Source organism: Nocardia sp. NPDC057227, assembly GCF_042669725.1.
Taxonomy (GTDB): domain Bacteria; phylum Actinomycetota; class Actinomycetes; order Mycobacteriales; family Mycobacteriaceae; genus Nocardia; species Nocardia asteroides_A.
This window is the reverse complement of record NZ_JBHUXA010000005.1, coordinates 210403-232513: the sequence shown is the minus strand read 5'-3', so window position 1 is coordinate 232513 and position 22111 is coordinate 210403. Positions and strand designations below refer to the sequence as shown.

The 22111-nt window shown below is 72.4% G+C and carries 16 protein-coding genes and 1 tRNA gene; 5 read left to right on the top strand and 12 right to left on the bottom strand.

Annotated elements, in window-relative coordinates; all coding sequences use genetic code 11:
• Positions 1–20: 20 nt before the first annotated feature.
• The 9 genes from ACFUJ1_RS10715 to ACFUJ1_RS10675 all read right to left on the bottom strand — a co-directional run bounded on the left by ACFUJ1_RS10715 (position 21) and on the right by ACFUJ1_RS10675 (position 7386).
• On the bottom strand, positions 21–1001 hold the full coding sequence (locus tag ACFUJ1_RS10715) for an ABC transporter substrate-binding protein (RefSeq protein ID WP_378644624.1): 981 nt from the start codon (positions 999–1001) through the stop codon (positions 21–23).
• Positions 1002–1208: 207 nt separating this feature from the next.
• Positions 1209–1526, bottom strand: a complete 318-nt coding sequence (locus ACFUJ1_RS10710; RefSeq protein WP_378644622.1) for a DUF222 domain-containing protein — start codon at positions 1524–1526, stop codon at positions 1209–1211.
• Between the two features lie 61 nt (positions 1527–1587).
• Entirely contained in the window at positions 1588–2679 is a 1092-nt protein-coding gene (locus ACFUJ1_RS10705) for an alpha/beta hydrolase (protein WP_378644620.1), read from the bottom strand.
• A 141-nt stretch (positions 2680–2820) separates the two neighbouring features.
• Entirely contained in the window at positions 2821–3396 is a 576-nt protein-coding gene (locus ACFUJ1_RS10700; RefSeq protein ID WP_378644619.1) for a class I SAM-dependent methyltransferase, read from the bottom strand.
• A complete protein-coding gene (locus tag ACFUJ1_RS10695) occupies positions 3393–4049 on the bottom strand; it encodes a PIG-L deacetylase family protein (RefSeq protein ID WP_378644617.1) in 657 nt (218 codons plus the stop codon). Before ACFUJ1_RS10695 ends, ACFUJ1_RS10700 begins: the two co-directional genes overlap by 4 nt.
• A 94-nt stretch (positions 4050–4143) precedes the next feature.
• On the bottom strand, positions 4144–5076 hold the full coding sequence (locus tag ACFUJ1_RS10690) for an acyl-CoA dehydrogenase family protein (RefSeq protein ID WP_378644615.1): 933 nt from the start codon (positions 5074–5076) through the stop codon (positions 4144–4146).
• Entirely contained in the window at positions 5073–5780 is a 708-nt protein-coding gene (locus ACFUJ1_RS10685) for a glycosyltransferase (protein ID WP_378644614.1), read from the bottom strand. Before ACFUJ1_RS10685 ends, ACFUJ1_RS10690 begins: the two co-directional genes overlap by 4 nt.
• 136 nt (positions 5781–5916) lie before the next feature.
• Complete coding sequence (locus ACFUJ1_RS10680) at positions 5917–6882, bottom strand: DUF1152 domain-containing protein (protein ID WP_378644612.1); 966 nt, start codon at positions 6880–6882, stop codon at positions 5917–5919.
• Positions 6883–6915: 33 nt separating this feature from the next.
• Positions 6916–7386, bottom strand: coding sequence for an SRPBCC family protein (locus ACFUJ1_RS10675; RefSeq protein WP_378644610.1), 471 nt, complete (start codon positions 7384–7386; stop codon positions 6916–6918).
• Between the two features lie 147 nt (positions 7387–7533).
• On the opposite strand from ACFUJ1_RS10675, the gene ACFUJ1_RS10670 reads away from it, so the two are divergent.
• The gene (locus ACFUJ1_RS10670) at positions 7534–8064 is read left to right on the top strand and encodes a hypothetical protein (protein ID WP_378644609.1); all 531 of its coding nucleotides are present in this window, start codon (positions 7534–7536) and stop codon (positions 8062–8064) included.
• A 113-nt stretch (positions 8065–8177) separates the two neighbouring features.
• The gene (locus ACFUJ1_RS10665; protein ID WP_378644607.1) at positions 8178–8501 is read left to right on the top strand and encodes a hypothetical protein; all 324 of its coding nucleotides are present in this window, start codon (positions 8178–8180) and stop codon (positions 8499–8501) included.
• A gap of 375 nt (positions 8502–8876) precedes the next feature.
• Here ACFUJ1_RS10665 and ACFUJ1_RS10660 read toward each other — a convergent pair.
• A tRNA-Leu gene (locus ACFUJ1_RS10660) sits at positions 8877–8958 on the bottom strand.
• A 381-nt stretch (positions 8959–9339) separates the two neighbouring features.
• On the opposite strand from ACFUJ1_RS10660, the gene ACFUJ1_RS10655 reads away from it, so the two are divergent.
• Entirely contained in the window at positions 9340–18690 is a 9351-nt protein-coding gene (locus ACFUJ1_RS10655; protein WP_378644606.1) for a fatty acid synthase subunit beta domain-containing protein, read from the top strand.
• A gap of 10 nt (positions 18691–18700) precedes the next feature.
• Complete coding sequence (locus ACFUJ1_RS10650; protein WP_233016419.1) at positions 18701–19138, top strand: holo-ACP synthase; 438 nt, start codon at positions 18701–18703, stop codon at positions 19136–19138.
• A 52-nt stretch (positions 19139–19190) separates the two neighbouring features.
• Here ACFUJ1_RS10650 and ACFUJ1_RS10645 read toward each other — a convergent pair whose 3' ends face one another.
• Positions 19191–19823 carry a TetR/AcrR family transcriptional regulator gene (locus tag ACFUJ1_RS10645; protein WP_233016420.1) on the bottom strand — a complete coding sequence of 211 codons (633 nt, stop codon included), beginning with the start codon at positions 19821–19823 and terminating at the stop codon, positions 19191–19193.
• Positions 19824–20117: 294 nt separating this feature from the next.
• Between ACFUJ1_RS10645 and ACFUJ1_RS10640 the strand changes: the two genes are divergently transcribed.
• A complete protein-coding gene (locus ACFUJ1_RS10640; RefSeq protein ID WP_378644604.1) occupies positions 20118–21335 on the top strand; it encodes a hypothetical protein in 1218 nt (405 codons plus the stop codon).
• Positions 21336–21337: 2 nt separating this feature from the next.
• Here ACFUJ1_RS10640 and ACFUJ1_RS10635 read toward each other — a convergent pair whose 3' ends face one another.
• Complete coding sequence (locus ACFUJ1_RS10635; protein ID WP_378644603.1) at positions 21338–22105, bottom strand: ABC transporter permease; 768 nt, start codon at positions 22103–22105, stop codon at positions 21338–21340.
• Positions 22106–22111: the final 6 nt, after the last annotated feature.

The following is a 22111-nucleotide window of genomic DNA, read 5'->3' as shown; positions in this document are numbered from 1 at the left end:
GAACTGGCACAGCGCGATTCCTACCGGCTGCCAACCGCGACCAGGGCCGGGTTCAGCTTGTCCAGGATGAACGGCACCGAGAGCACGGTCGGCTGGTTGACCGCGGTGATCTCCATCGTGTTCAGGAAGACCGTCGCGTTGTTCCGCACCGCGGGCAGCGCGCCGTAGCCGGGCAGCTGGCGGAACTTCTCCTCGTAGCCGGGGGAGTACCCCGCCAGCAGCAGGTCCGCGGTGACCTCGTCGATGCGCTCGGTGGAGAGTGCCAGCCTGCCGCCGGTGGCGGGCTGGTCGGCCAGGTTCTTCGGGATGGTGAGGCCGAGCGCCGTGAACACCTGCCCCGACCCGTCCGACGCGTCGGTGAGCACCATCAGCTGGGTGGGGGTGCCGAGCCAGGTGCTGGCATAGGTCTTCCCCTTCAGCCCCGGATTGGCCGCCACGATGCCGTCGATCTTGGACTGCACCCCGCCGATGATCGCCGTCGCGTCACCCTCCCGCCGCAGCACCTTGCCGAGCGCCGTCACCTGGTCCTGCCAGACCGCCGCGGAGTTCTTCGACAGCCCCGGAATAGTCGGCGCGATCTTGGACAGGCTGTCGTAGGTCGCCTGGTCGGCGATGAACGGGTCGGCCAGGATCAGATCCGGCTCCAGCGCCGCCACCTGCTCGGCGATCCCCGCCATGCTCGCGATGGACTTCGCCGAGCCGAGCTTGTCCGGCTGCCAGGGCGGCGTCGTGCGCGAGGCGATCGCCACGTTGTCCACATATCCGACCGGGATCACGTCGAAGGCCAGCGTGGTGTCCAGCCATTGATTCCCGAGCGCGACGACCTTGGCGGGCGTCCCGTCCACGGTGGTCTCGCCGAGCGCGTGCGTGACGGTGACCGAGCCGTCCCCGCCGCCCGACCCGGAGTCCGATCCGCAGCCGGCGATGCCGAGCGCGAGCACGCCCGCCACGGCGGCGATCACCGCGCGCCTGGCGACCCGCGGGGTCCGGACAGCGTGCATCGTCGTCTCCTTCATCGGGGTCAACCCCTCGGTCCGGTGCCGAAAGTCGCTCCGGCGCAATTGAGCCAAGGCTAACCTAGGTCGGGGCTCGCGGGTGGGAGTCCGCGAGTTCCAGGTGCCGCGATACCGTCCCCTCCCGTGCTCTGCCTCGCCGGCGTCGCGGTCATCATGTACGCCCCCCGCCCCACCTGACCCCGCCCCCGGATCTCAGCTCGCCGCCGCCAGCACCTTCCACACCTTCCGCGCCCGCGGCCGCCCCTGCGGAATCGCGAACTCGATCCGCCTGCGCGCCTCCTGAACGCTGATCCGCAGCAGATCGGTCAACAGCTCCGCCGTGTCCCGATACCCGGTGTCGACGGCGAGCCCACGCCGCTCGGCCTCGGCAACGGCCGCGCGCATGGCGGCGTCCAGCCGCCGCCTGCGGCGTTCGGTCTCGACGAGGGTGCGCAGCAGGTCGACATCGGCCAGTTCCGGCCAACCGGGTGCGGGGGCGTACTGCGCCGGAGCGGTCGAATGAGTGGTCACCGGGGGAGCGTACCGCAGAATAGAACATATGTTCGATAACCGACTCGCAACGAAATCTCGCCTAGGGCAGGGCGGTCGTGGTGGGCGTGGCCTGGGGGGCGGAACCGCTCAGGGTGGCTGTGAAGAGCTCGGCGATGTGCCGGACAGCCGGTGCGAAGGCGAGGCCGTTGTTGGCGAAGCCGTGGGTGTAGCCGTCGAAGCGGTGTTCGGTGACCGGGACTCCGTGTTCGCGCAGCCGCTGGGCGTAGCGCGAGCCTTCGTCGCGGAGGGGGTCGAATCCGGCGGTCACGATCAGCGCGGGCGCCACCCCGGTCAGGGTCGGGGCCGCCAGCGGGGACACGCCGGGGGCGGCGCGGTCGACGGCGGGCGGCAGGAAGCAGCGGGCGAAGAATTGCAAGTCGGTGCGGGTCAGGTCGAACCCGCGGGCCAGGGTCTCGCGGGAGGGGCACGCGCCGGTGAGGTCGGTGACCGGATACAGCAGCAGTTGCGCCAGCGGATCGGGGGTGTCCCGGTCCACCGTGTGCTGGGCGACCAGGGCGGCGAGATAGCCGCCCGCGCTGTCCCCGCCGACCGCGATCCGATCCGGCGCGGCTCCGAATTCGGCTGCGCGGGCGACGATGTCGGTGTAGGCGGCGCAGGCATCCTCGACCGGGGCCGGGTAGGGGTGTTCGGGTGCGAGCCGGTAGGCGACCGAGACGACCGTGGTGCCGGTGCCCGCGGCGAGGCTGCGGCACAGCCGGTCGTGGGTGTCGAGGTCACCGGCGACCCAGCCGCCGCCGTGGAACCACACGAGCACCGTGTCGCCTGCCGCCGCCGGTGTGTAGACGCGGGCGGGCAGCGGCAGCTCGGCGCCGTCGACGGTGATGTCGGTGACGGGCATGGGCTCTGCTCGACCGGCGCTGATGCCTGCCATGCGGCGCGCGGCGGCGCGCATGCGCGGCGGTGAGGTCACGGGGTCGAGGCGTGGGCGGGGCCAGGCGCTGCTGATCCGCAGCAGCATCTGGGTGTCGAGGTCCAGCTCCAAGCCGTCGCGGCGGATGGCGGGGCCTGCGATCCTGCGCTTCCATCGTGGTGGCAACCGGAGCAGCCTGCGCATCGTCGCGCTCGCGCTCCGCGCGCCCGTGCCCGCTGAACGGGATCTGTTGTTCCGCATCTGCCACCTCATCACTCACGACACCGCACCGGCCTCCGCACCGTTCGCGACCGGTTCCCGAGTTGGGTTCGGCAGCGCCGGTTTTCACGACGGAGGTCCGCGGCAGCGGGATACCCCCGCAGCGCGGTGGTACGCGGCGGGTCAGCGGGTGGTGAGGACGTCGATGACGACGTCGTCGTCGCGGTAGTGCGCTACGTGGTGGTGCGGCAGGGTGGTGCGGATGATGTGGTGGGCGCGGTCGCCGTCGAGGTGGTGGTCGGGTTCGGTGTGCCGCCAGTGCGCGGCCAGCACGGTGGTGCCTGGGTCGAGGTGGGTCCGCATGTCGGTGATGGTCGTGGTGAGGGCGGGGGCGGGCTGGTAGTAGGCGACTTCGCTGAGCACGACCAGGTCGAAGGGGTCCGTCCACTGCCAGGGTGCGCCGAATGCCCATCGGTGCTGGGTGACATGGGGAAGATCGCGGCAGCGGGCGCGAGCCAGCTCCAGTGCGTGGGGTGCGATGTCGGTCGCGGTCACGCGGTCGCAGCGCTGCGCCAGTGCCTGGGTGAGGTGGCCGTTGGCGCAGCCGGGTTCGAGCGCGTGGTGGTAGCGCGGGGCCGGGAGCATCGCGGTCAGGAGGGTGCGTTTGCGGATCTCGTACCAGGCGGTGTCGAAGCGCCACGGGTCGGGATCGGCGCGGAACATGGCGTCGAAGAACTCCGGGTCGCTGCGCGGGCTCACGCGAACACCACCTCCGGCAGGTCGAGTAGCCGGGCGAGGATGTGGGCGGGCAGCACCGCGCGGTCGGCGGGGTGCGGGGAGAGGGGCGCGATCTGGGAGGTGAAGGCCAGCGCGGCCCGGCGCTTGCGCTCGGCGCCGCCGGGGGTCGCGGGTAGCCGCCGGGCGCGGGTCCAGTCGATGTCCGGGTCGTCGGGGTGCGACCAGTGCCACAGCCAGATCGGGTACTGGAGCACGAGCAGACCGCGGGCACGGGCGGCGGCCGCCCCGGCGCGGGCGGTGGCCTCGTGGTCGGGGTGGCCGTCGGCGTGGAAGGGCACGGCCACGGTCGCGCCCGCGGGCAGGTGCGGGGCGAGGAGTTCGCTCAATCGGTCTTCGTGGTCGGTGACCGCGCCGTCGGGCAGGCCGAGGTGGACGATGTCGGTGACACCGAGTACGGCTGCGGCGGTGGCGGATTCGCGGCGGCGCAGCTCGGCGAGAGCGGCCGGGGTGTGGGTCGGGGATCCGGGATGGGAGGCGTCGCCGTCGGTGACGGCGATGATCGTGACCGGCACTCCGCGGTCGGTGAGCGCGGCGGTGAACGCTCCGAGTCCGAGCACTTCGTCGTCGGGGTGCGGAGCGATCAGGACCAGTGCGTCGATGTCGGGCTCGGCCACGGGCAGCCCCGCGACCAGGGGCTGCCAGGTCGCGGTCGGCGTTCCCGGTTCGGCGGGTTCGAAGTGTCGGGTGGTGATGGCTGCACCTCCGTGGTCAGGACCGGGCCACCAGGGCCCCGAGGTCGGCGAGGTCGTGTTCGGCGTGGCTCTGGCGCAGGTAGACCGTCAGGTCGGCGACCCGCTTGGCGTGCACCCGATCCTGGGCCAGCGGGGCGGCGCCGAGTGCCCGGCCCACCCGGTCGATGGTGTCGGCAGCGGCGGTTTCGACGATCGCGCGGACCCGCCTGGCCCGGATCCGGGCGGCGCGGATATCGGCCGGATCGGCGTCGATCTCGGCGGCGGCGCAGGTCAGCGCGGCGTGCGCCGAGTAAAGGGCGGCGTCGACGGCGCCGCGGTGCGCGCGGGTGATCGGGTCGTCGCGGCCGGAGGTCAGCAGGGGTTCGGCGACGGCCCGCGCGGCGCCGAGCCAGCAGGCGCTCACCCCGATCGCCCCGTGCCAGAACCCGGGCCGCCCCACATACGCGCCCGGCGCGCCGACGAGCAGCGCGGGCACAGCGTCGAAGTCGACGGACAGGGTCGCCGCTCCGGTCATACCCACCCCGTGCCAGCTCCCGGAGACCACCGCCACGCCCGGCGCCGACACATCCACGGCGAACAGGGCCGCACCGCTCCCGGTCTCGGCGGTCACCAGCGCGTGCGTGCAGATGCCCGCACCCGAGCACCAGGGTTTGCGGCCCGAGAGGAGTGTGCGGCCGCCCGCGGTGTGCGCGCGCAGGACCGGTTCCGGGGGCTCGGCCGCCCACACACCCCACACCTCGCCAGGGCGCGGCGGGGGTGCGCCCAGTTCGCTGGTGATCGCGCAGGCGTCGGCATGGGCTTCGGTCAGCCTGCCGATGACGATGTCCGCGCGGGCAGCTGTGGTCAGTGCCTGCCAGCGCGTGCCGGTGGCGCCGTGTCCGGGCAGCGGCCAGGTCGAGGCTTCGTCGGCGGGGATCTCGTCGCGGCCGGGTGCCTGCCCGGCGTTCACGCGCAGTCCGGCGTGGCGTCGGCCAGGTCCCGCAGGTGACCGCCGAACCCGCCTTCGACCCGGTTGTCGCTGCGGTCGCAGGTCAGGACCGCGGGATGCTCGGGCCAGACCGTGCGGGCGCCGGCGCGTCGCAGCCGCGCGACCAGGTCGACGTCTTCGTCCGCGGGCAGCGGCGCGAAACCGCCGACCGCGTGATAGCGGGAGGCGCGGAAGCCGAGGTTGGCGCCGTGCACGTGGCCGTGCGGGCCGGGAGCGCCGCGGCGGTGGCGGCGCTCGTACTCCGCGCGCACCGCGGGCCGCTGCTCGCGCCAGCGCACCGCGACGGTTCCGGCGACCAGGTCCGCGGTGCGCGCGTGGTGCAGCTGGGCGGTGAGCCAGTCGACGGGGACCACCGAGTCGGCGTCGGTGGTCGCGTACCACACGCTGCGTGGATCGAGGTGGCTCAATTCCGCTGCCGCGAGGTCGAATCCGGTGGCGCGGGCGACACCGACATTGCGCGCGCCGATCTGCAGGGCGCGTGCCCAGTCCGGCACCCGGCGTCGCGAGTCGTCGCTGCACGCGTCCAGCACCACGATCGTGGCCACCGGTACCTGCACCGTAGCGGCCGCGCGCCGCACGGCCCGCAGACAGTGCGGCAGCAACCGCTGCTCGTTGTGCACCGGAATCACCACCGCCACCGCGGCCGCATCGGCTTCCGACGTCACGCGAGCCCCTGCGACCTCACCGTTCACCATCCACCTCGCCTGTTCCGCACCGCCTCGCACTACCGCGTCAGCATCGGGGCTGTACCCGGCGCGGCGACTGCGCAAACGACCCGCACACGTGCGGACCGCAGCGTGCTCACACCGGGATGGTTCGACGAGGCCGCAGCGGGGTGTGGTCGCGGAACGCTTCGATCGCGGCGGCGACTTCGAAGGGTGAGGTCGCGTCGGCGATGGCATCGCGGTAGAGGACCCTGTTCGCGACGGCATCGAGATCGAACCCCCAGACCATCGACATCAGCGGCGAGATGAACAGTTCGGAGCCTTTCGCACGGGTGCGGGCCAGCGAATGGTGATCGCCGAATTCACCGCGGGCAGCGTCGGTGATCGAGGCGCAGACGATGCTCTCGCGACCGGGGGTGTGGTGCTGGACCCAGTCGACGGCCTCGAGCCAGGCATCGGTACACGAGATGCCGGGCAGCAGGGCGAACACACCGTGGTATGCCCCGAGTTCGGCGAGGGCAGCGACGTTTTCGAGGAAGTGTGCGTGGCAGACGCCGTGGAAGGCGTCCACACCGAATCCGACACAGACCGCGAGTTTGACCGGTAGCTCGAGCGCGTGCGCCGCCAGCAGGCTGGTGATGTCTTCGACCGGTGTTCCGAGTCCGGCCTCGTCACCGGTCATGAGCAGGTCGGTGCCGCCGTCGACCAGAACTATGGCGTCCAGGCGCAGCTCGCGGGCCAGCCATGCGTAGGCGGCTCGGATGTCGGCGGGGCCGCCCTTGCGGATCAGGAAGATCCGGTCGGGATAGGCGTGGTCGCGTAGCCAGACCGCGAGATGCTTCTCCGGGAAGTAGGACGTCGGCCCGCTGGTGTCGGCATCGATGGCGAAGAGGCCCGCGGCCACCGGCTGCGCACCGATGCGGGTAACCGGCGTGAAGGTCAGATTTGCCAGGAAGACCGTTTTGTGGCGTTCGTGCAGCGCGAAGGCCAGGGGCAGGCCACTGAGCAGGTCGAACCCGCCGCCGGCGCCGACAACCAGCACCCGCTCGCAGTCACGCAGGCGATGCAGCAGCGGGGTGTCGAAAAGGGTGGAAGCCGCCATCCACCGAAGTATGCGGCCAGCCGCAGGAAAGGGTCAGAGGGGATTCTGATCGGGCCGGGAGATGTCGCCGCGCCAAGCGCCGGTCTCGCCGGGCTGGTTCTCGACGAACTGCTTGAACCGGCGCAGGTCGCCCGCGACCCTGGTATCGAGCACGCCGAGCTTGTCGGCGACCTTCTCGGCGAACCCTTCGGGGTCGATGTCCATCTGCGCGGTGACGCGGGTGCGGGTGTCGTCGAGCCGGTGGAACGTGACAACTCCGGCGTGCCGCGGGCCGGTGTCGGAGGTCCAGGCCACGCGCTCGTCGGGGTGCTGTTCGGTGATCGTGGCGTCGAACTCCCTGGTCACCGGCCCGACCTTGACCAGCCAGCGGATGTGGGTGTCGTCGAGCTGACGAATCTCCTCGACCCCCTCCATGAAGTGCGGGAAGGACTCGAACTGGGTCCACTGGTTGTAGGCGGTGCGCACCGGCACCTCGACATCGACGGATTCGGTAATCGTGCTCACCAAGGCATCCCTTCTCACCGAGCCGGGTCACGGCTTCACTCGTGCCCGTGCTCTGTTCACGCTGTCGGCGCTCGGCTACCCGCCTCCGATCGCGGCAAAACGGGGCGGAACGTCGGAGCCATCCGGGTGCACTAGAATTTTCAGGCTGTGAACGGCGGTGTGCAGGGGGCGCGTGAGCCCGCGCTCTCATGGTTCTTCCGGCTCGATCGAGCCGATCAGGTTCGGCTGCTCAGCGACCCGGCCGCGGCGGTGACTCCACAGCTGGTCGCCGAGTTCGGAGCCGACGCCTCCGCGGTGGTCGGCACCAGGGTGGAGCCCGACGGCAGGCGCTCCTATCGGCTGCGTGGGCGCGCCGCCACGATGCTGACCGAACGTCGCGCGCAGCTGCTGGCCTGGTGGAATCGCGTGCCGATCGACCGGCGCGCTGGACTGCTGGCGCACCGCCACACCTGGTTGCCCGCGGAGTACCGGGAGTTCGTAGCCGACTCCGGGACCGTCGTGGTCGAACGCCACGTCGGTGCGGAGGGAATCGAGGAAAGGGTGATCCCGACTCCGATGATGCGGGTCTTCCTGCACTGGCAGGCCGAGCAGCCCGGGGTGCCGGGAACGCACGGCGCGGACCAGCCGGATTCGGGAAAGCGGCCTGACGGCTGCGTTGATACCCCGCCGGATTGCTGAGCTCAGAGCCGGGTAAGACTCGGCGAAGTGTTTCGCTGCGGAGACGGGTGTCGGATTTGCTGGTTGTAGTCGAGATCCCGGCGCGACTCGAGCAGCTGCGGCCGCTGCGAGCGATGACCCGGTCGCTGGGATCGGGGCTGGGCCTGACCGACGATGCGGTCGCCGATTTCGAGCTGGTCGCGCACGAACTCGCGGCGGCATTGATCCCGGTCGCGGCCAGAGACGCGGACGTGCGCTACGAGTACCGGGAGGAAGCCGCCGGAATCCGGGCGGTCATCACCTCCCACGCCACGGTCGCATCGGTCCTGCACGGCCTCGGCTGGCGGCTCGTGCGCAGTCTGGTCACCGATCTCGCGCAGGGTTGCGGTTCCTTCGATCGCACGCGGGCCGGGCACCCGGTCACCGTCGGCTTCTCCTGGCCGTACCCGCAGGGGTAGGAGTCGGACCTCCGGGATTCGTAGCGTACGACTGCCTCGGGGACCGCGACCGCGACCAGTACGGCGGCGATCTCGTTGACGACGAGTTCCAGATCGGCCGCCTCCTCGATTCCCGGCCCCAGCCCGAATCCGATTGCGCGGGTGAGCACCCGCACGGCCGCTTCGGTGACGAGGTGGGCCGGCGATGCCCATCTGCGACAGCAACACTCGTGCGGCGGGCGGCAGGTTCAACATGCGCAGGTGGGGCCGATGCGGAAGCAGCCGTAGCGACGAGACGTCCCGGTCGGCCATACGGAGGACGGGGCAGGCACCGAGCGCAGGATTTCATATGTGGGCCACCCCGCACGCGGACGCGTCACCAACGACGGAGATCTGTGCGCGAGAGGGGACTTGAACCCCTACGTCCGAAGACACCAGAACCTAAATCTGGCGCGTCTGCCAATTCCGCCACTCGCGCGTGCTGGTACGGCCGTCCAAACTCTACCGGCCGGAAGCCTTTGAGCGAAGCGCCGCGCGGAGTGTCTCTACTCACGAGTAACCCGACCTGGGATTATAACGATGCGGTAACGGTCAATGTGAGGGGCACTCATGTTTCCGGAGGGTGTCCATGGACCTCACCAGCGGGATCGAACGTGAGGGAGGGTCATGTTCCCTGTCATTCTGGTACGAGAGTACGGGAAAACTCGGGAGTAGCCGCCGCGCCGAGACAGGAACGTGAGGTTTTCCTCATGATTCTCTGGCATCCTCGCATTTACCAGGCCCTGGACAGGGGAGACCCCTGCGCACCGGAGCGGAGCGTCCCCCCGGGCTACCTCGCGAGAGTAGGAAGTCGAGCGTCTTGACGATCAACGAGAACACTGAGACCGGGACCGGATCGCGCCGCAAGGCGGGACGGTCCCCCGAGGTGGAGGCGTCCCGGTCGCCCTTGCTGGATCGTTTGTCGAACGGCACCGCGTATGCGCTGGCGTTCGGCGGGCAGGGCGCGAAGTGGCTGGGCGAGCTGGAGGAGATCGGACGGGACAGCGCGCTGGAGCCGGAGCTCACCGCCCTGGTGAACGAGGCTGCCGCACTGCTGGATCCGGTCGCGAACCAGCTGCTCGTGGTGCGGCCGGTCGGCTTCGACCCGATCGGCTGGATCCTGGAGAACGAACTCGCCGAGGGGGACGACGCCGAGAGCTCGGCCGCGCCGTCGGAGCGCGTGCTGCGCTCCGCCGCGGTCTCGATGCCGGGCGTGCTGCTCACCCAGCTGGCCGCGCTGCGCGCACTCAAGCTGCAGGGGCTCGATGTCGTCGAGCACCCGCCGGTCCGGATGGTCGGGCACTCGCAGGGCGTGCTCGCCGCTGCCGCGCTGCGCGACGGCGGGCGCCGGGATGCCGAGCTGCTCGCGTTCGGGCAGATGATCGGCGCGGCGGCGAGCCTGGTCGGGCGGCGCCGCGGGCTGATGCCGGTCGGTGAGCAGTCGCCGATGGTCGCGGTCTCCAATGTCGATCCGGAGCAGCTGCGGGCTGTTGTCGCCGAGGTGTCCGCCGGGGTCGATCCCGCGGTCGCGGCGGTGGTCTCGATCCGGAACGGGCGCAGGCGCGCGGTGCTCTCCGGCACCCCGGCGCAGATCGCGCGGGTTCGGCAGCGCTGCACCGAGATCCACGACGAGCAGAGCGCCGAGCGGGACGCCAAGGCGCGCGGCGGCTCGGTCTTCGCGCCGGTCTTCGAGGACCTCGCGGTCGATGTCGCCTTCCACCACCCTGCGCTGACCGACACGGTCGAGCTGGTCTCCGGCTGGGCGCGGCAGTGCGGGCTCGACGCCGAGCTGGCCGGTGCGCTGGCACAGGAGATCCTGGTCGACCCGATCGACTGGGTCGGCACGGTGGACGAGGTGGTCGCGGCCGGCGCCGAGTGGATCCTCGACCTGGGCCCCGGCGATCTGCTCTCCCGGCTCACCGCGGGCACGCTCAGGGGCACCGGCGTCGGCGTTGTCGCCGCCGCCACCCGCGAGGGCCAGCGCAGCCTGCTCACCCCGGGCGCGGCGCCGCAGCTGCCCGCTCCGTGGTCGGAGTTCGCGCCGAAGCCGGTGCGGCTGCCGAACGGCCGGATCGTGGTCGAGACCTCCTTCACCCGGCTCACCGGGCGCTCCCCGATCCTGCTCGCGGGCATGACGCCGACCACGGTCGACGCCAAGATCGTCGCCGCGGCGGCCAACGCGGGCCACTGGGCCGAACTGGCCGGTGGCGGCCAGGTGACCGAGCAGATCTTCGCCGATCGCGTCGAGGAGCTGCAGACGCTGCTGCAGCCGGGCCGCGCGGTGCAGTTCAACTCGCTCTTCCTCGACCCCTACCTGTGGAAGCTGCAGCTGGGCGGGAAGCGGCTGGTGCAGAAGGCACGGGCGGCGGGCGCGCCGATCGACGGCGTCATCGTCACCGCCGGTATCCCCGAGCTGGAGGAGGCCGTCGCGCTGATCTCCGAGCTCACCGAGGCCGGGATCCACCACGTCGCCTTCAAGCCGGGCACCGTTGCGCAGATCCGCGCGGTGCTCCGGATCGCCGACCAGGTCCCCGGCTACCCGGTGATCGTGCACATCGAGGGCGGCAGGGCCGGCGGGCACCACTCCTGGGAAGACCTGGACGACCTGCTCCTCGCCACCTACGCCGAGCTGCGCACCCGCGACAACGTCGTGGTCTGCGTCGGCGGCGGCATCGGCACGCCGGAGCGCGCCACCGAGTACCTCACCGGCCGCTGGTCCGCGGGGTACGGCTACCCGGTCATGCCGCTGGACGGCGTGCTGGTCGGCACCGCCGCGATGGCCACGCTGGAGGCGACCACCGCCCCCGAGGTCAAGCAGCTGCTCGTCGACACCCCCGGCACGCCGGACTGGGTCGGCGCGGGCACCGCGATCAACGGAATGGCCTCCGGCCGTTCGCAGCTCGGCGCCGACATCCACGAGATCGACAATGCCGCCTCGCGCACCGGCCGCCTGCTGGACGAGGTCGCCGGCGACGCCGACGCCGTCGCCGCGCGCCGGGACGAGATCATCGCCGCGCTGAACGCCACCGCCAAGCCGTACTTCGGCGACGTCGCCACCATGACCTACCTGGACTGGCTGGAGCGCTACGTCGAGCTGGCCGTCGGGCTGGACCGGCGCCGCGACTTCGACTGCGGCTCCGACCTGGGCGACGCCATCCGCGAGGCCACCCGCTCGCAGTGGCTCGACAGCACCTGGCGGGATCGCTTCGCCGAGATGATCCGGCGCGCCGAGGCGCGGCTGCACCCGGCCGACCGCGGCGAGATCCCGACGCTCTTCGGCTCGGATCGGGAGCTGGAGGATCCGGTCGGCGCCATCTGCACGCTGAAGGAGCGCTACCCGGCCGCCGCGGAGACGCTGCTGCACCCGGCCGACGTTCCGTTCTTCGTCTCGCTCTGCAAGATCCCCGGCAAGCCGGTGAACTTCGTCCCCGTCGTCGACGGCGACGTCCGGCGCTGGTGGCGTTCGGATTCGCTGTGGCAGGCGCACGACCCGCGCTACTCCGCGGACCAGGTCTGCATCATCCCCGGCACCGTCGCGGTCGCCGGGATCACCCGGGTCGACGAGCCGGTCGGCGAGCTGCTCGACCGCTTCGAGCAGGACACCGCGTACTCGCTGGTGCGCGACGGGGTCGTGCCCGCCGCGGTGGACGCCAGGCGGGTCGCGGGCGTCACCGCGGGTCCGATCGACGCCGTGCTGGCCGCGCCGGACGTGCGCTGGTCCGGTCGCACCACGGTCAACCCGGTGCACCGCCTCGGCGACCTGGACGGCTGGGTGGTCGACGGCAAGGGCGCCGTGCACCCGGCGACCGGGGCCACCCTGGCCGAGACCACCGGCCCGGACGCCGAGAACAACTACGTCGAGCTGACCGTTCCGCTGCTCGGCCGGGACACCGTCACCATCCGGATCACCGTCCCGGTCACCGTCTACAACGGCGGCGCCCCGGTGATCACCGAGGCCGATGCCGAGACCGCCATGAGCGCGCTGCTCGCGGTGGCAGCCGGGCAGTCGCTGCCCGAGGTCAGGGGCTCGGTCGCGCACGTGAACGTGGCCTGGACGCCGGATCTCGGCGCCGATCACGCAGGCGTCAGCGGCGGCGGGCTGCCGGAATCGCTGAGCACGCTCGGCCGGGTCGTGCCGGACGTGCTGGTCGGCGCCTGCTGGCCCGCGGTCTTCGCGGTGCTCGGCGCGGCTCGCACCGCCGAGGGCGGCAGCGTCATCGAGGGCATGCTCGACCTGGTGCACCTCGACCACCAGGTGCACCTGCTCGCCGAGCTGCCCGACGCCACCAGCGTGCTCACCGTGCGCGCCGAGGCGGGCGAGACCCTGGACACCGATCTCGGCCGCGTGGTCGAGGTGAAGGTGCGGATCACCGGCATGCTGGACCGGCCGGAGACCGGGCTCTCCATGCCGACCCTGGCCACGCTCACCGAGCGCTTCGCCATCCGCGGCCGCACCGGCGCGGGCGAGCTGACCGACCCGCCGCGGGCGGGCGGCTCGGTCTCCGAGGACGCGCGCGAGACCGCGCGGCGCAGGCGCAGGGACGTCACCGTGCGCGCGCCGCGGGCCATGCACGCCTTCGCCGCCGTCTCCGGCGACCACAACCCGATCCACACCAGCGAGTCGGCCGCCAAGCTGGCCGGGCTCGGCAGCCCGATCGTGCACGGCATGTGGCTCTCGGCCGCGGCCCAGCACGTGGTGGCCGCGCTCGACCCGGCGAGCGGCATCCCCGCCCGCAAGGTGACCGCCTGGACCACCCGGTTCCTCGGCATGGTCCGCCCCGGCGCGGAGATCGACGTCCGCGTGGAGCGGGTCGCGATCGACGCGGGCGACGAGATCGTCGAGGTCTCCTGCCGCGCCGACGGCGACCTGGTGATGGCCGCGACCGGCCGCACCGCCGCGCCGAAGACCGCCTACGCCCTCCCGGGCCAGGGCATCCAGCGCAAGGGCATGGGCATGGAGGCGCGCACGCGCTCCAAGGCCGCCAAGGAGATCTGGGACCGCGCGGACAAGCACACCCGTAAGGCGCTCGGCTTCTCCATCCTCGCGGTGGTCCGCGACAACCCGACCTACCTCAAGGCCCGTGGCGTCGAGCACCGGCACCCGGACGGCGTGCTGCACCTGACCCAGTTCACCCAGGTCGCCATGGCCGTCGTCGGCGTGGTGCAGGTGGCCGAGCTGCGCGAGGCAGGCGCCTTCGTCGAGGGTGCCGTGCTGGCCGGGCACTCGGTCGGTGAGTACAACGCGCTCTGCGCGGTCGCCGGGGTGCTGCCGCTGGAGGCCACGCTCGAGGTGGTGTTCCAGCGCGGCTCCGCCATGCACCAGCTGGTCCCGCGGGATTCGCAGGGCCGCAGCGACTACCGGATGGCCGCCATCCGCCCCTCGCAGATCGACCTGCCGGACGAGGAGGTCATCGGCTTCGTCGCCGCGATCGCCGAGCGCACCGGCGCGTTCCTCGAGGTGGTCAACCTCAACCTGCGCGGCTCGCAGTACGCCATCGCGGGCACGCTGGCCGGGCTGGAGGCGCTGGAGACCGAGATCGACCGGCGCCGCGAGATCACCGGCGGCAAGCGCGCCTTCATCCTGGTGCCCGGCATCGACGTCCCCTTCCATTCGACGGTGCTGCGCAAGGGCGTGCCGGAGTTCAGGCAGAAGCTGGAGCAGCTGCTCCCCGCCGACCTGCACCCGGAGATCCTGGTCGGGCGGTACATCCCGAACCTGGTGCCGCGGCCGTTCTCGCTGGAGCGCTCGTTCGTCCAGGAGATCGCCGACCTGGTTCCCTCGGAGCCGCTGGCCGAGGTGCTGACCGACTTCGACGGCTGGGCCGCGCGCCCGATCGAGCTCTGCCGCGTCGTCCTGGTCGAGCTGCTGGCCTGGCAGTTCGCCAGCCCGGTGCGCTGGATCGAGACTCAGGACGTGCTCTTCACCGACACCGCGCACGGCGGCCTCGGGGTCGAGCGATTCGTGGAGATCGGGCTGGCCGCCACCCCGACGGTGGCGAACCTGGCGAGCCAGACGCTCAAGCTCCCCGCCTTCGGCAACACCGCGGTCGAGGTGCTGAACATCGAGCGCGAGGCCGGCGTGGTCTTCGGCACCGACACCGACCCGGCCCCGGCCGACGAGCCGGTGGAGGAGATCGCGACCACCACCGCGGCTCCCGCCGCTGCCGCCCCGGCCCCGGCCGCCGCCCCGGCGGCAGCCTCCGGCGGCCCGTGCCCGGACGACATCGCCTTCACCGCCGCCGACGCCACCAAGGTGCTCATCGCGCTCTGGACCAAGCTGCGGCTGGACCAGATCGGCCCGGTCGACACCATCGAGGGGCTCTGCGACGGCGTCTCCTCGCGCCGCAACCAGCTGCTGGTCGACCTCGGCTCGGAGCTCTCGCTCGGCGCCATCGACGGCGCCGCCGACGCCGACATGGGCGCGCTCTCGGCCACCGTCGAGCGGCTGGCGCGCACCTACAAGCCGTTCGGCACGGTGCTCTCCGACGCCATCAACGACCACCTGCGCAAGGTCTTCGGCCCGTCCGGCAAGCGCCCGGCCGCGGTCGCCGACCGGGTCGCCAAGGTCTGGGAACTCGGCGACGGCTGGGCCAGCCACGTCACCGCCGAGCTCTCGCTCGGCACCCGCGAGGGCGCCAGCGTGCGCGGCGGCGACCTGGGCGGGCTGGTCTCCGGCGCGCTCGGCGACGGCTCCTCGGTGGATGCCGCGATCGACGCCGCCGTGCAGGCGGTCGCCGCTCGCCGCGGCATCGCGGTCTCGCTGCCCAGCGCGGGCGGCGGGGGCGGCGCGACCGTCGACGCCGCCGCGCTCGGTGAGTTCACCGCGCAGATCACCGGGAAGGACGGCGTGCTCGCCAGCGCCGCCCGCGTGGTGCTGGAGCAGCTCGGCCTCGCCGAGCAGGCCAGCGCCGCCGTCGCCACCCCGGACACCCTCGTCGACCTGGTCGCCGCCGAGCTCGGCTCGGACTGGCCGCGGCTGGTCGCCCCCGCCTTCGACAGCCGCAAGGCCGTGCTGATCGACGACCGCTGGGCCAGCGCCCGCGAGGATCTGGTCCGGCTCTGGCTCGGCGCCGACGCCGACGCGGCCGAGCTGCCGGTCAACGGCTACCTCGGTGCGGGCGAAGCCGTTGCCACGCAGGCGAACTGGTGGCGGGACCGGGCGAAGCACGAGGCCCGCTCGGTGCTCGCGGGCGCCTACGAGCGGATCGCGACGGCGGCGCTGACCGCCGAGGAGCCGGGCGAGTGGTCCTCCGACGTCGCGGTGATCACCGGCGCCAGCAAGGGCTCGATCGCCGCCGCCGTCACCGGCAGGCTGCTCTCCGGCGGCGCGACCGTCGTCGTCACCACCTCGCGGCTGGACGACACCAGGCTCGGCTTCTACAAGCAGCTGTACCGGGAGCACGCGCGCAGCGGCGCCGCGCTCTGGGTGGTGCCGGCCAACATGGCCTCCTACACCGATATCGACGCGGTGATCGACTGGGTCGGCAGCGAGCAGGTCGACTCGGCGGGCGGCGCCAAGGTCAAGATCAAGGACGCCATGACGCCGACCCTGCTGCTGCCGTTCGCGGCGCCGCGGGTGGCCGGTGACCTCTCCGACGCGGGCTCCCGCGCGGAGATGGAGATGCGGGTGCTGCTCTGGTCGGTGGAGCGGCTGATCGGCGGGCTCTCGGCGCTCAACGCCGACCACGACGTCGATGCCAAGCTGCACGTGGTGCTGCCGGGCTCGCCGAACCGCGGCCTCTTCGGTGGCGACGGCGCCTACGGCGAGTCCAAGGCGGCGCTGGACGCCGTCGTCGGCCGCTGGCGGGCGGAGAAGTCCTGGTCGCAGCGGGTCACCCTGGTGCACGCGCTGATCGGCTGGGTGCGCGGCACCGGGCTGATGGGGCAGAACGACCCCATGGTCTCGGCGGTCGAGGCGGCGGGCGTGCAGACCTGGTCCACCGCGGAGATGGCCGACGAGCTGCTCAAGTGGTGCACCTCGCAGGCCAGGGCGATCACCGTCACCGCGCCGCAGCAGATCGACCTCACCGGTGGTCTGGCCGGCGTCGACCTGGACCTGCCCGCGCTCGCCAAGCAGGCGGCCGAGGAGGCAGCGGCGGCCGAGGAGCAGGTCGAGACCGTCCCGACGGTGGCCGCGCTGCCCGCCCCGCCCACCCGCAGCTCCGCGCTGCCGGTGCCGGAGTGGAGCGCGGTCACGACCGACCTCGCCGACATGGTTGTCATCGTCGGCGCAGGCGAGCTCGGCCCGTACGGCTCGGCGCGCACCCGCTTCGAGATGGAGGTCTCCGACGAGCTCTCCGCCGCGGGCGTGCTGGAGCTCGCCTGGACCACCGGGCTCGTGACCTGGGAGAACGATCCCAAGCCCGGCTGGTACGACGTGGCGTCCGGCGACTTCGTCCCCGAGCACGAGGTGGCCGAGCGCTACCACGACGCCGTGGTCGAGCGCTGCGGCGTCCGCCGCTACGCCGACGACGCGGCCATGGTCGACAACAGCGCCCCGCTGATGACCTCGGTCTTCCTGGACAAGGATCTGACCTTCACGGTCGGCTCCGAGGCCGAGGCAAGGGCATTCGAGGCGGCCGCGCCGGAGCACACCGTTGTGGTCCCGGCGGGTGACGGCGGCGACTGGCAGGTGACCCGCAAGGCGGGCACCGAGATCCGGGTGCCGCGCAAGGCCAAGCTGTCCCGCACCGTCGGCGGCCAGATCCCGACCGGCTGGGATCCGACCGTCTGGGGCATCTCGGCGGACATGGCGTCCTCGATCGACCGGGTCGCGCTGTGGAACATCGCCTGCACCGTCGACGCCTTCGTCAGCTCCGGGTTCGACCCGGCCGAGCTGATGAGCTGGGTGCACCCGAGCCAGGTCGCCAACACCCAGGGCACCGGCATGGGCGGCATGTCGTCGATGCGCTCGCTCTACGTCGACAACCTGCTCGGCGAGCCGCGGCCGAACGACATCCTGCAGGAGGCGCTGCCGAACGTCGCGCTGGCGCACGTGGTGCAGTCCTACGTGGGCAGCTACGGCGCGATGGTGCACCCGGTGGCGGCCTGCGCCACCGCGGCGGTCTCGGTCGAGGAGGGCGTCGACAAGATCAAGCTCGGCAAGGCCGATGTGGTCGTCGCCGGTGGCTTCGACGACCTCGGCATCGAGGGCATCGTCGGCTTCGGCGACATGTCCGCGACCGCCGACTCCGCGGTGATGGCGGGCAAGGGCATCGCGGACCGGTACTTCTCCCGGGCCAACGACCGCCGCCGCGGCGGGTTCGTGGAGTCGCAGGGCGGCGGCACCGTGCTGCTGGCCCGCGGCGACGTGGCGCTGGAGATGGGGCTCCCGGTCCTCGGCGTTGTGGCCTACGCGCAGTCCTTCGCGGACGGCGTGCACACCTCGATCCCGGCGCCCGGGCTCGGCGCGCTCGGCGCGGGCCGGGGCGGGCGCGAGTCCAAGCTCGCGGCCGAGCTGCGCGGGCTCGGCGTCACCCCGGACGAGGTCGCGGTGGTCTCCAAGCACGACACCTCGACCGCGGCCAACGACCCGAACGAGTCGGAGCTGCACGAGCGGCTCGCCACGGCGATCGGCCGTTCGGCGGGTGCCCCGCTCTTCGTGGTCTCGCAGAAGTCGCTGACCGGGCACGCCAAGGGCGGCGCCGCCGCCTTCCAGCTGATCGGGCTCTGCCAGGTGCTGGAGCAAGGCGTCGTGCCGCCGAACCGCAGCCTCGACTGCGTCGACGACAAGATGCGCGAGTACCCGCACCTGGTGTGGGTGCGCGAGGCGCTGCGGTTCGGCGAGCGGTTCCCGCTCAAGGCCGGGCTGGTCACCTCGCTCGGCTTCGGGCACGTCTCCGGGCTGCTCGCGGTGGTGCACCCGCAGGCGTTCGTGGCCGCGCTCCCGGCCGAGCGCAGGGACGACTACCTGCACCGCGCCGAGCAGCGCCGGCTCAACGGCAGGCAGCGCTTCGCCGAGGCGATGTGCGGCGGTTCCGACCTCTACGAGCGCCCGGCCGACCGGCGCCTCGGAGCGGACGGCACCCCGGCATCGCGAATCCGTCAGCTCGAGGCCGACATGCTGCTCTCCGGGGATGCCCGTCTCGGTGCCGACGGCACGTACCGTGCCGACGGCAGGGGTTGCGAGACGGGCCGGTTCGCCCCGGCGTCCGAGACCGAGCGGTCATAGGCTCCGGCCCATGGCAATCATCGGTATCGGGCTGGACCTGGTGACCATTTCGGAGTTCGGCGAGCAGCTGGAACGCGTGGGCACCACCATGCTCAGGGAGAGCTTCACCGCCGCCGAGCGGCGCTACTGCCAGAGCAAGGCAACGGATCCCACGCGCAGCTACGCGGCGCGGTGGGCGGCCAAGGAGGCCGTGCTCAAGGCATGGGCCTCCTCCCGGTTCGCCCGCCGCCCGCAGATCGGGGACAACCCGTATCCGCTGATCGAGGTGGTCAACGACGCATGGGGCAGGCCGAGCATTCGCCTGCACGGCCTCGCCGCGGAGTTCCTGCCGCGGGTGCGCGTGCACCTCTCGCTCACCCACGACGGTGACACCGCGGCGGCGATGGTCGTCCTGGAGGACCCGGGCGAACTCGCCGACCTCATCGAGGGCAGGGAATCCTCGAGCTGAAACGAAACGGGGCCCGAGCCGCACTGCGGCCCGGGCCCCGTCGTTTCCGCTGCTAGGAGCGCGAATCCTTCTCGGCGACCAGCAGATACGCCACCATGAGGCGCTTCAGCTCGGCGACCGCCTCGCCGTGGCTCTGCTGGTCCTGCACCGAGAAGTTGAGCATCGAATAGACCACGTGCACCAGCACCTGGGCCATGGTGGTGCGCCGCTCGCGCGGGGTGCGCGGGGTGAGCGGGCGCAGCATCTGCGCGACCACCTCGGCGAATTCCTTCTCGTGCTTGGCGCCGGTGGCCCGGGTGGACGGCGTGGACTGCATGGCGAGCCAGACCTCGCGGCGCGAGGGGTCGGTCATCCAGAGGTTCGCCAGGTGGTCGACGAACTGGTTCATGTGCCGCAGCCAGTCCAGCGAGGGGACGCCGCCGTGGAAATCGGCCAGCTCCCGGGAGACCGCGACCAGATCCTGCCGGTTCAGCTCGCAGACGATCACGTACTTGTTCGCGAAGAACTGGTAGAGGGTGCCGATCGGCACCTCGGCCCTGGCCGCGACCTCTTCACAGGTGAACGATTCGAAACCCACCTCGACCAGCAGTTCCCGCGAGGACTGCAGCAGCGCGTCGAACTTCCGCTTGCTGCGCTCCTGGGTCGGGCGGCGCCGCGGCATGAGCTCCTGCGGATCGTCCTGCATCTCCAACGCAGGGTCGGGTCTGCGTCTCGACCTGGCCTCCGCGTGTAGTTCCACCTGTCCAGGCTAACGTGACCGCGGCACTGCCCGGAACGGGCGTTTCCCCTCGTCTGTGACAGTTCACGCCCATCCGTCCCGCACGCCGTGCCGAACCACCGCTGTATCCGCGTGTCGGCGCCCTACCTGAGCCGATAACGGTGTTCCGCGCGCGATGATCGTTATCCACCAGGGGGCGGGATCGACCGGCGGCACGAGACCCTGCGGCGCCGGTGCCCCCCGCGGGCAGGAGGCATGGCTGTGGCGGCACGAGCGAGCGGTGCGAGCGCGGCGCCGGTGGTGTTCGGGGTGAGTACCGAGCACGGCGCGGTGCACGCGGTGGCGTTGAGCGGGGCGGGGGAGCGGCTGCCGGAGCGGGTGCTCGCGCAGTGCACCGTCGCGATCGATGGTGACCGGCGCGCGGCGCCTGCCGCTGTGATCGCCGCGCTGGACCGGCTCGCCGCCGAGCTGCGGCGGGAACCGGCCGGGGTCGCGATCGCCTACCACGATCCCGCCGAGCGCCGCGCGCTCGGCATCGGGCTGGCCGCGGGCCGCTGGCAGGCCGCCTCGCTGGTCTCGACCAGGGCCGCGCACCTGAATGTGGCCGGTGCCATGACCTGGCTGGCCGAGTTCGACGACCTGCTGCTCTGCGACGTGGTGCCGGGGCACCTCACGCTGACCCTGGTCGACCGGGACCGCGGCCGGGTGCTGGCCGGGGTCACCCGGACCGGCGGGGTGACCAGCGCCGCGCTCGGCGCCGCCGTCTCCGCCGCCCGCGACCAGCTGGACGCCGCCGAGACCAGGCCGGACGCGGTGGTGCTGATCGGCTCCGCCGCCGCCGAGCCCGCCGTCGCGGACGCCGTGCGGGCGCTCGGCGCCCCGGTGCTGCCCTGCGCGGTGGCGGCCATCGCGCCCGCGCTCGGCGCCGCGCTCGCCGTCTCCGCCGAGCCGGGCGGGATCGCCGAGGCTCCGGTGTCGCGCTCACACTCGGTGCGCACCGCCGCGCTGCTCGGCGCGGCCGCGCTGGCCGCTGCCTTCACCGTCGCGGGCGGGGCGTACCTGATGAGCGATCCGCGGTCGGTGCCCGCTCCGCTGGCGGCGGCCGCCGCCGCACCCGTCGCCCCGGTGCCCCAGGTTCGGGTTCCCCCGCCGCTGCAGCACATCTCGGCGGTCGGGACGGTCGAGTACGCGGATACCGGCGTGGCGCCGCAGCGGCAGGCGTTCTCGGTGTCCGGTCCGAGCCAGCCGCTGGCGCTGGTTCCGGCGGCAGCCGCGGCACCTGCCCCGGAAGCGGAGCCCGCCGTACCCGGCACGGGCGTGCCTGCCGGGGACGGCCGGGTCGGCGCCCCGGATGCCGCGCTGCTCTTCCCCGGCGAGGCACCCGCCCCGGCCCCGTTCACCCCGGAGTCGGCCGCCTGGTGGGGCAACCACGTCCGGCTCACCGTCGCCTGGGCCACCCAGCAGCTGCTGCCCGGCTGAACTCACTCCCTGGTGCGCGCCCGGAACGCGGCCAGCGCGCCCACGTATCCCAGCACCGTGAACAGCGCGCACCAGCCGACCGCCAGCACCGCGCTCGACCCGATCGGGGTGCCGATGAGCAGCCCGCGCACGGTCTCGATCACCGGCGTCACCGGCTGGTGCTCGGCCACCGGCCGCAGCCAGCCCGGCATCGACTCCACCGGGACGAAGGCGCTGCTCACGTAGGGCAGGAAGAGGAACGCGAAGGTGGAGCCGTTCGCCGCCTCCACGCTGCGGGTGAGCAGCCCGAGCGCCGCCGAGATCCAGGAGAGCGCCAGCACGAACAGCGCGACCAGCCCGAGCGCGGCCAGCCAGCGCAGCGGATCGGCGGTCGGCCGGAACCCGATCAGCACCGCGAGCACGGTGACCAGGGCCGTCGTGAACAGGTTGCGCAGCAGGCTCTCGGTGACGTGCGCGTTCAGGAAGGCCGAGCGCGCCACCGCCATGGTGCGGAAGCGGTCGACGATGCCCTCGGTGACGTCCGAGCAGACCGCGACCGCGGTGGTGGCCGAGCCGAACCCGGCGCAGAGCAGCAGGATTCCCGGCACCACGTAGTCGACGTAGGTGCCGCCGCCCACCTCGATGGCGCCGCCGAGCACGTAGACGAACATGAGCAGGATCATCACCGGCACCGCGATGGTGACGATCAGGGCATCCGGGCTGCGCAGCGAGTGCCGCAGGTTGCGGTCGAGCATGGTGCGGGTGTCCAGCAGGACGGTGCTCGCGGTCATGGTGGC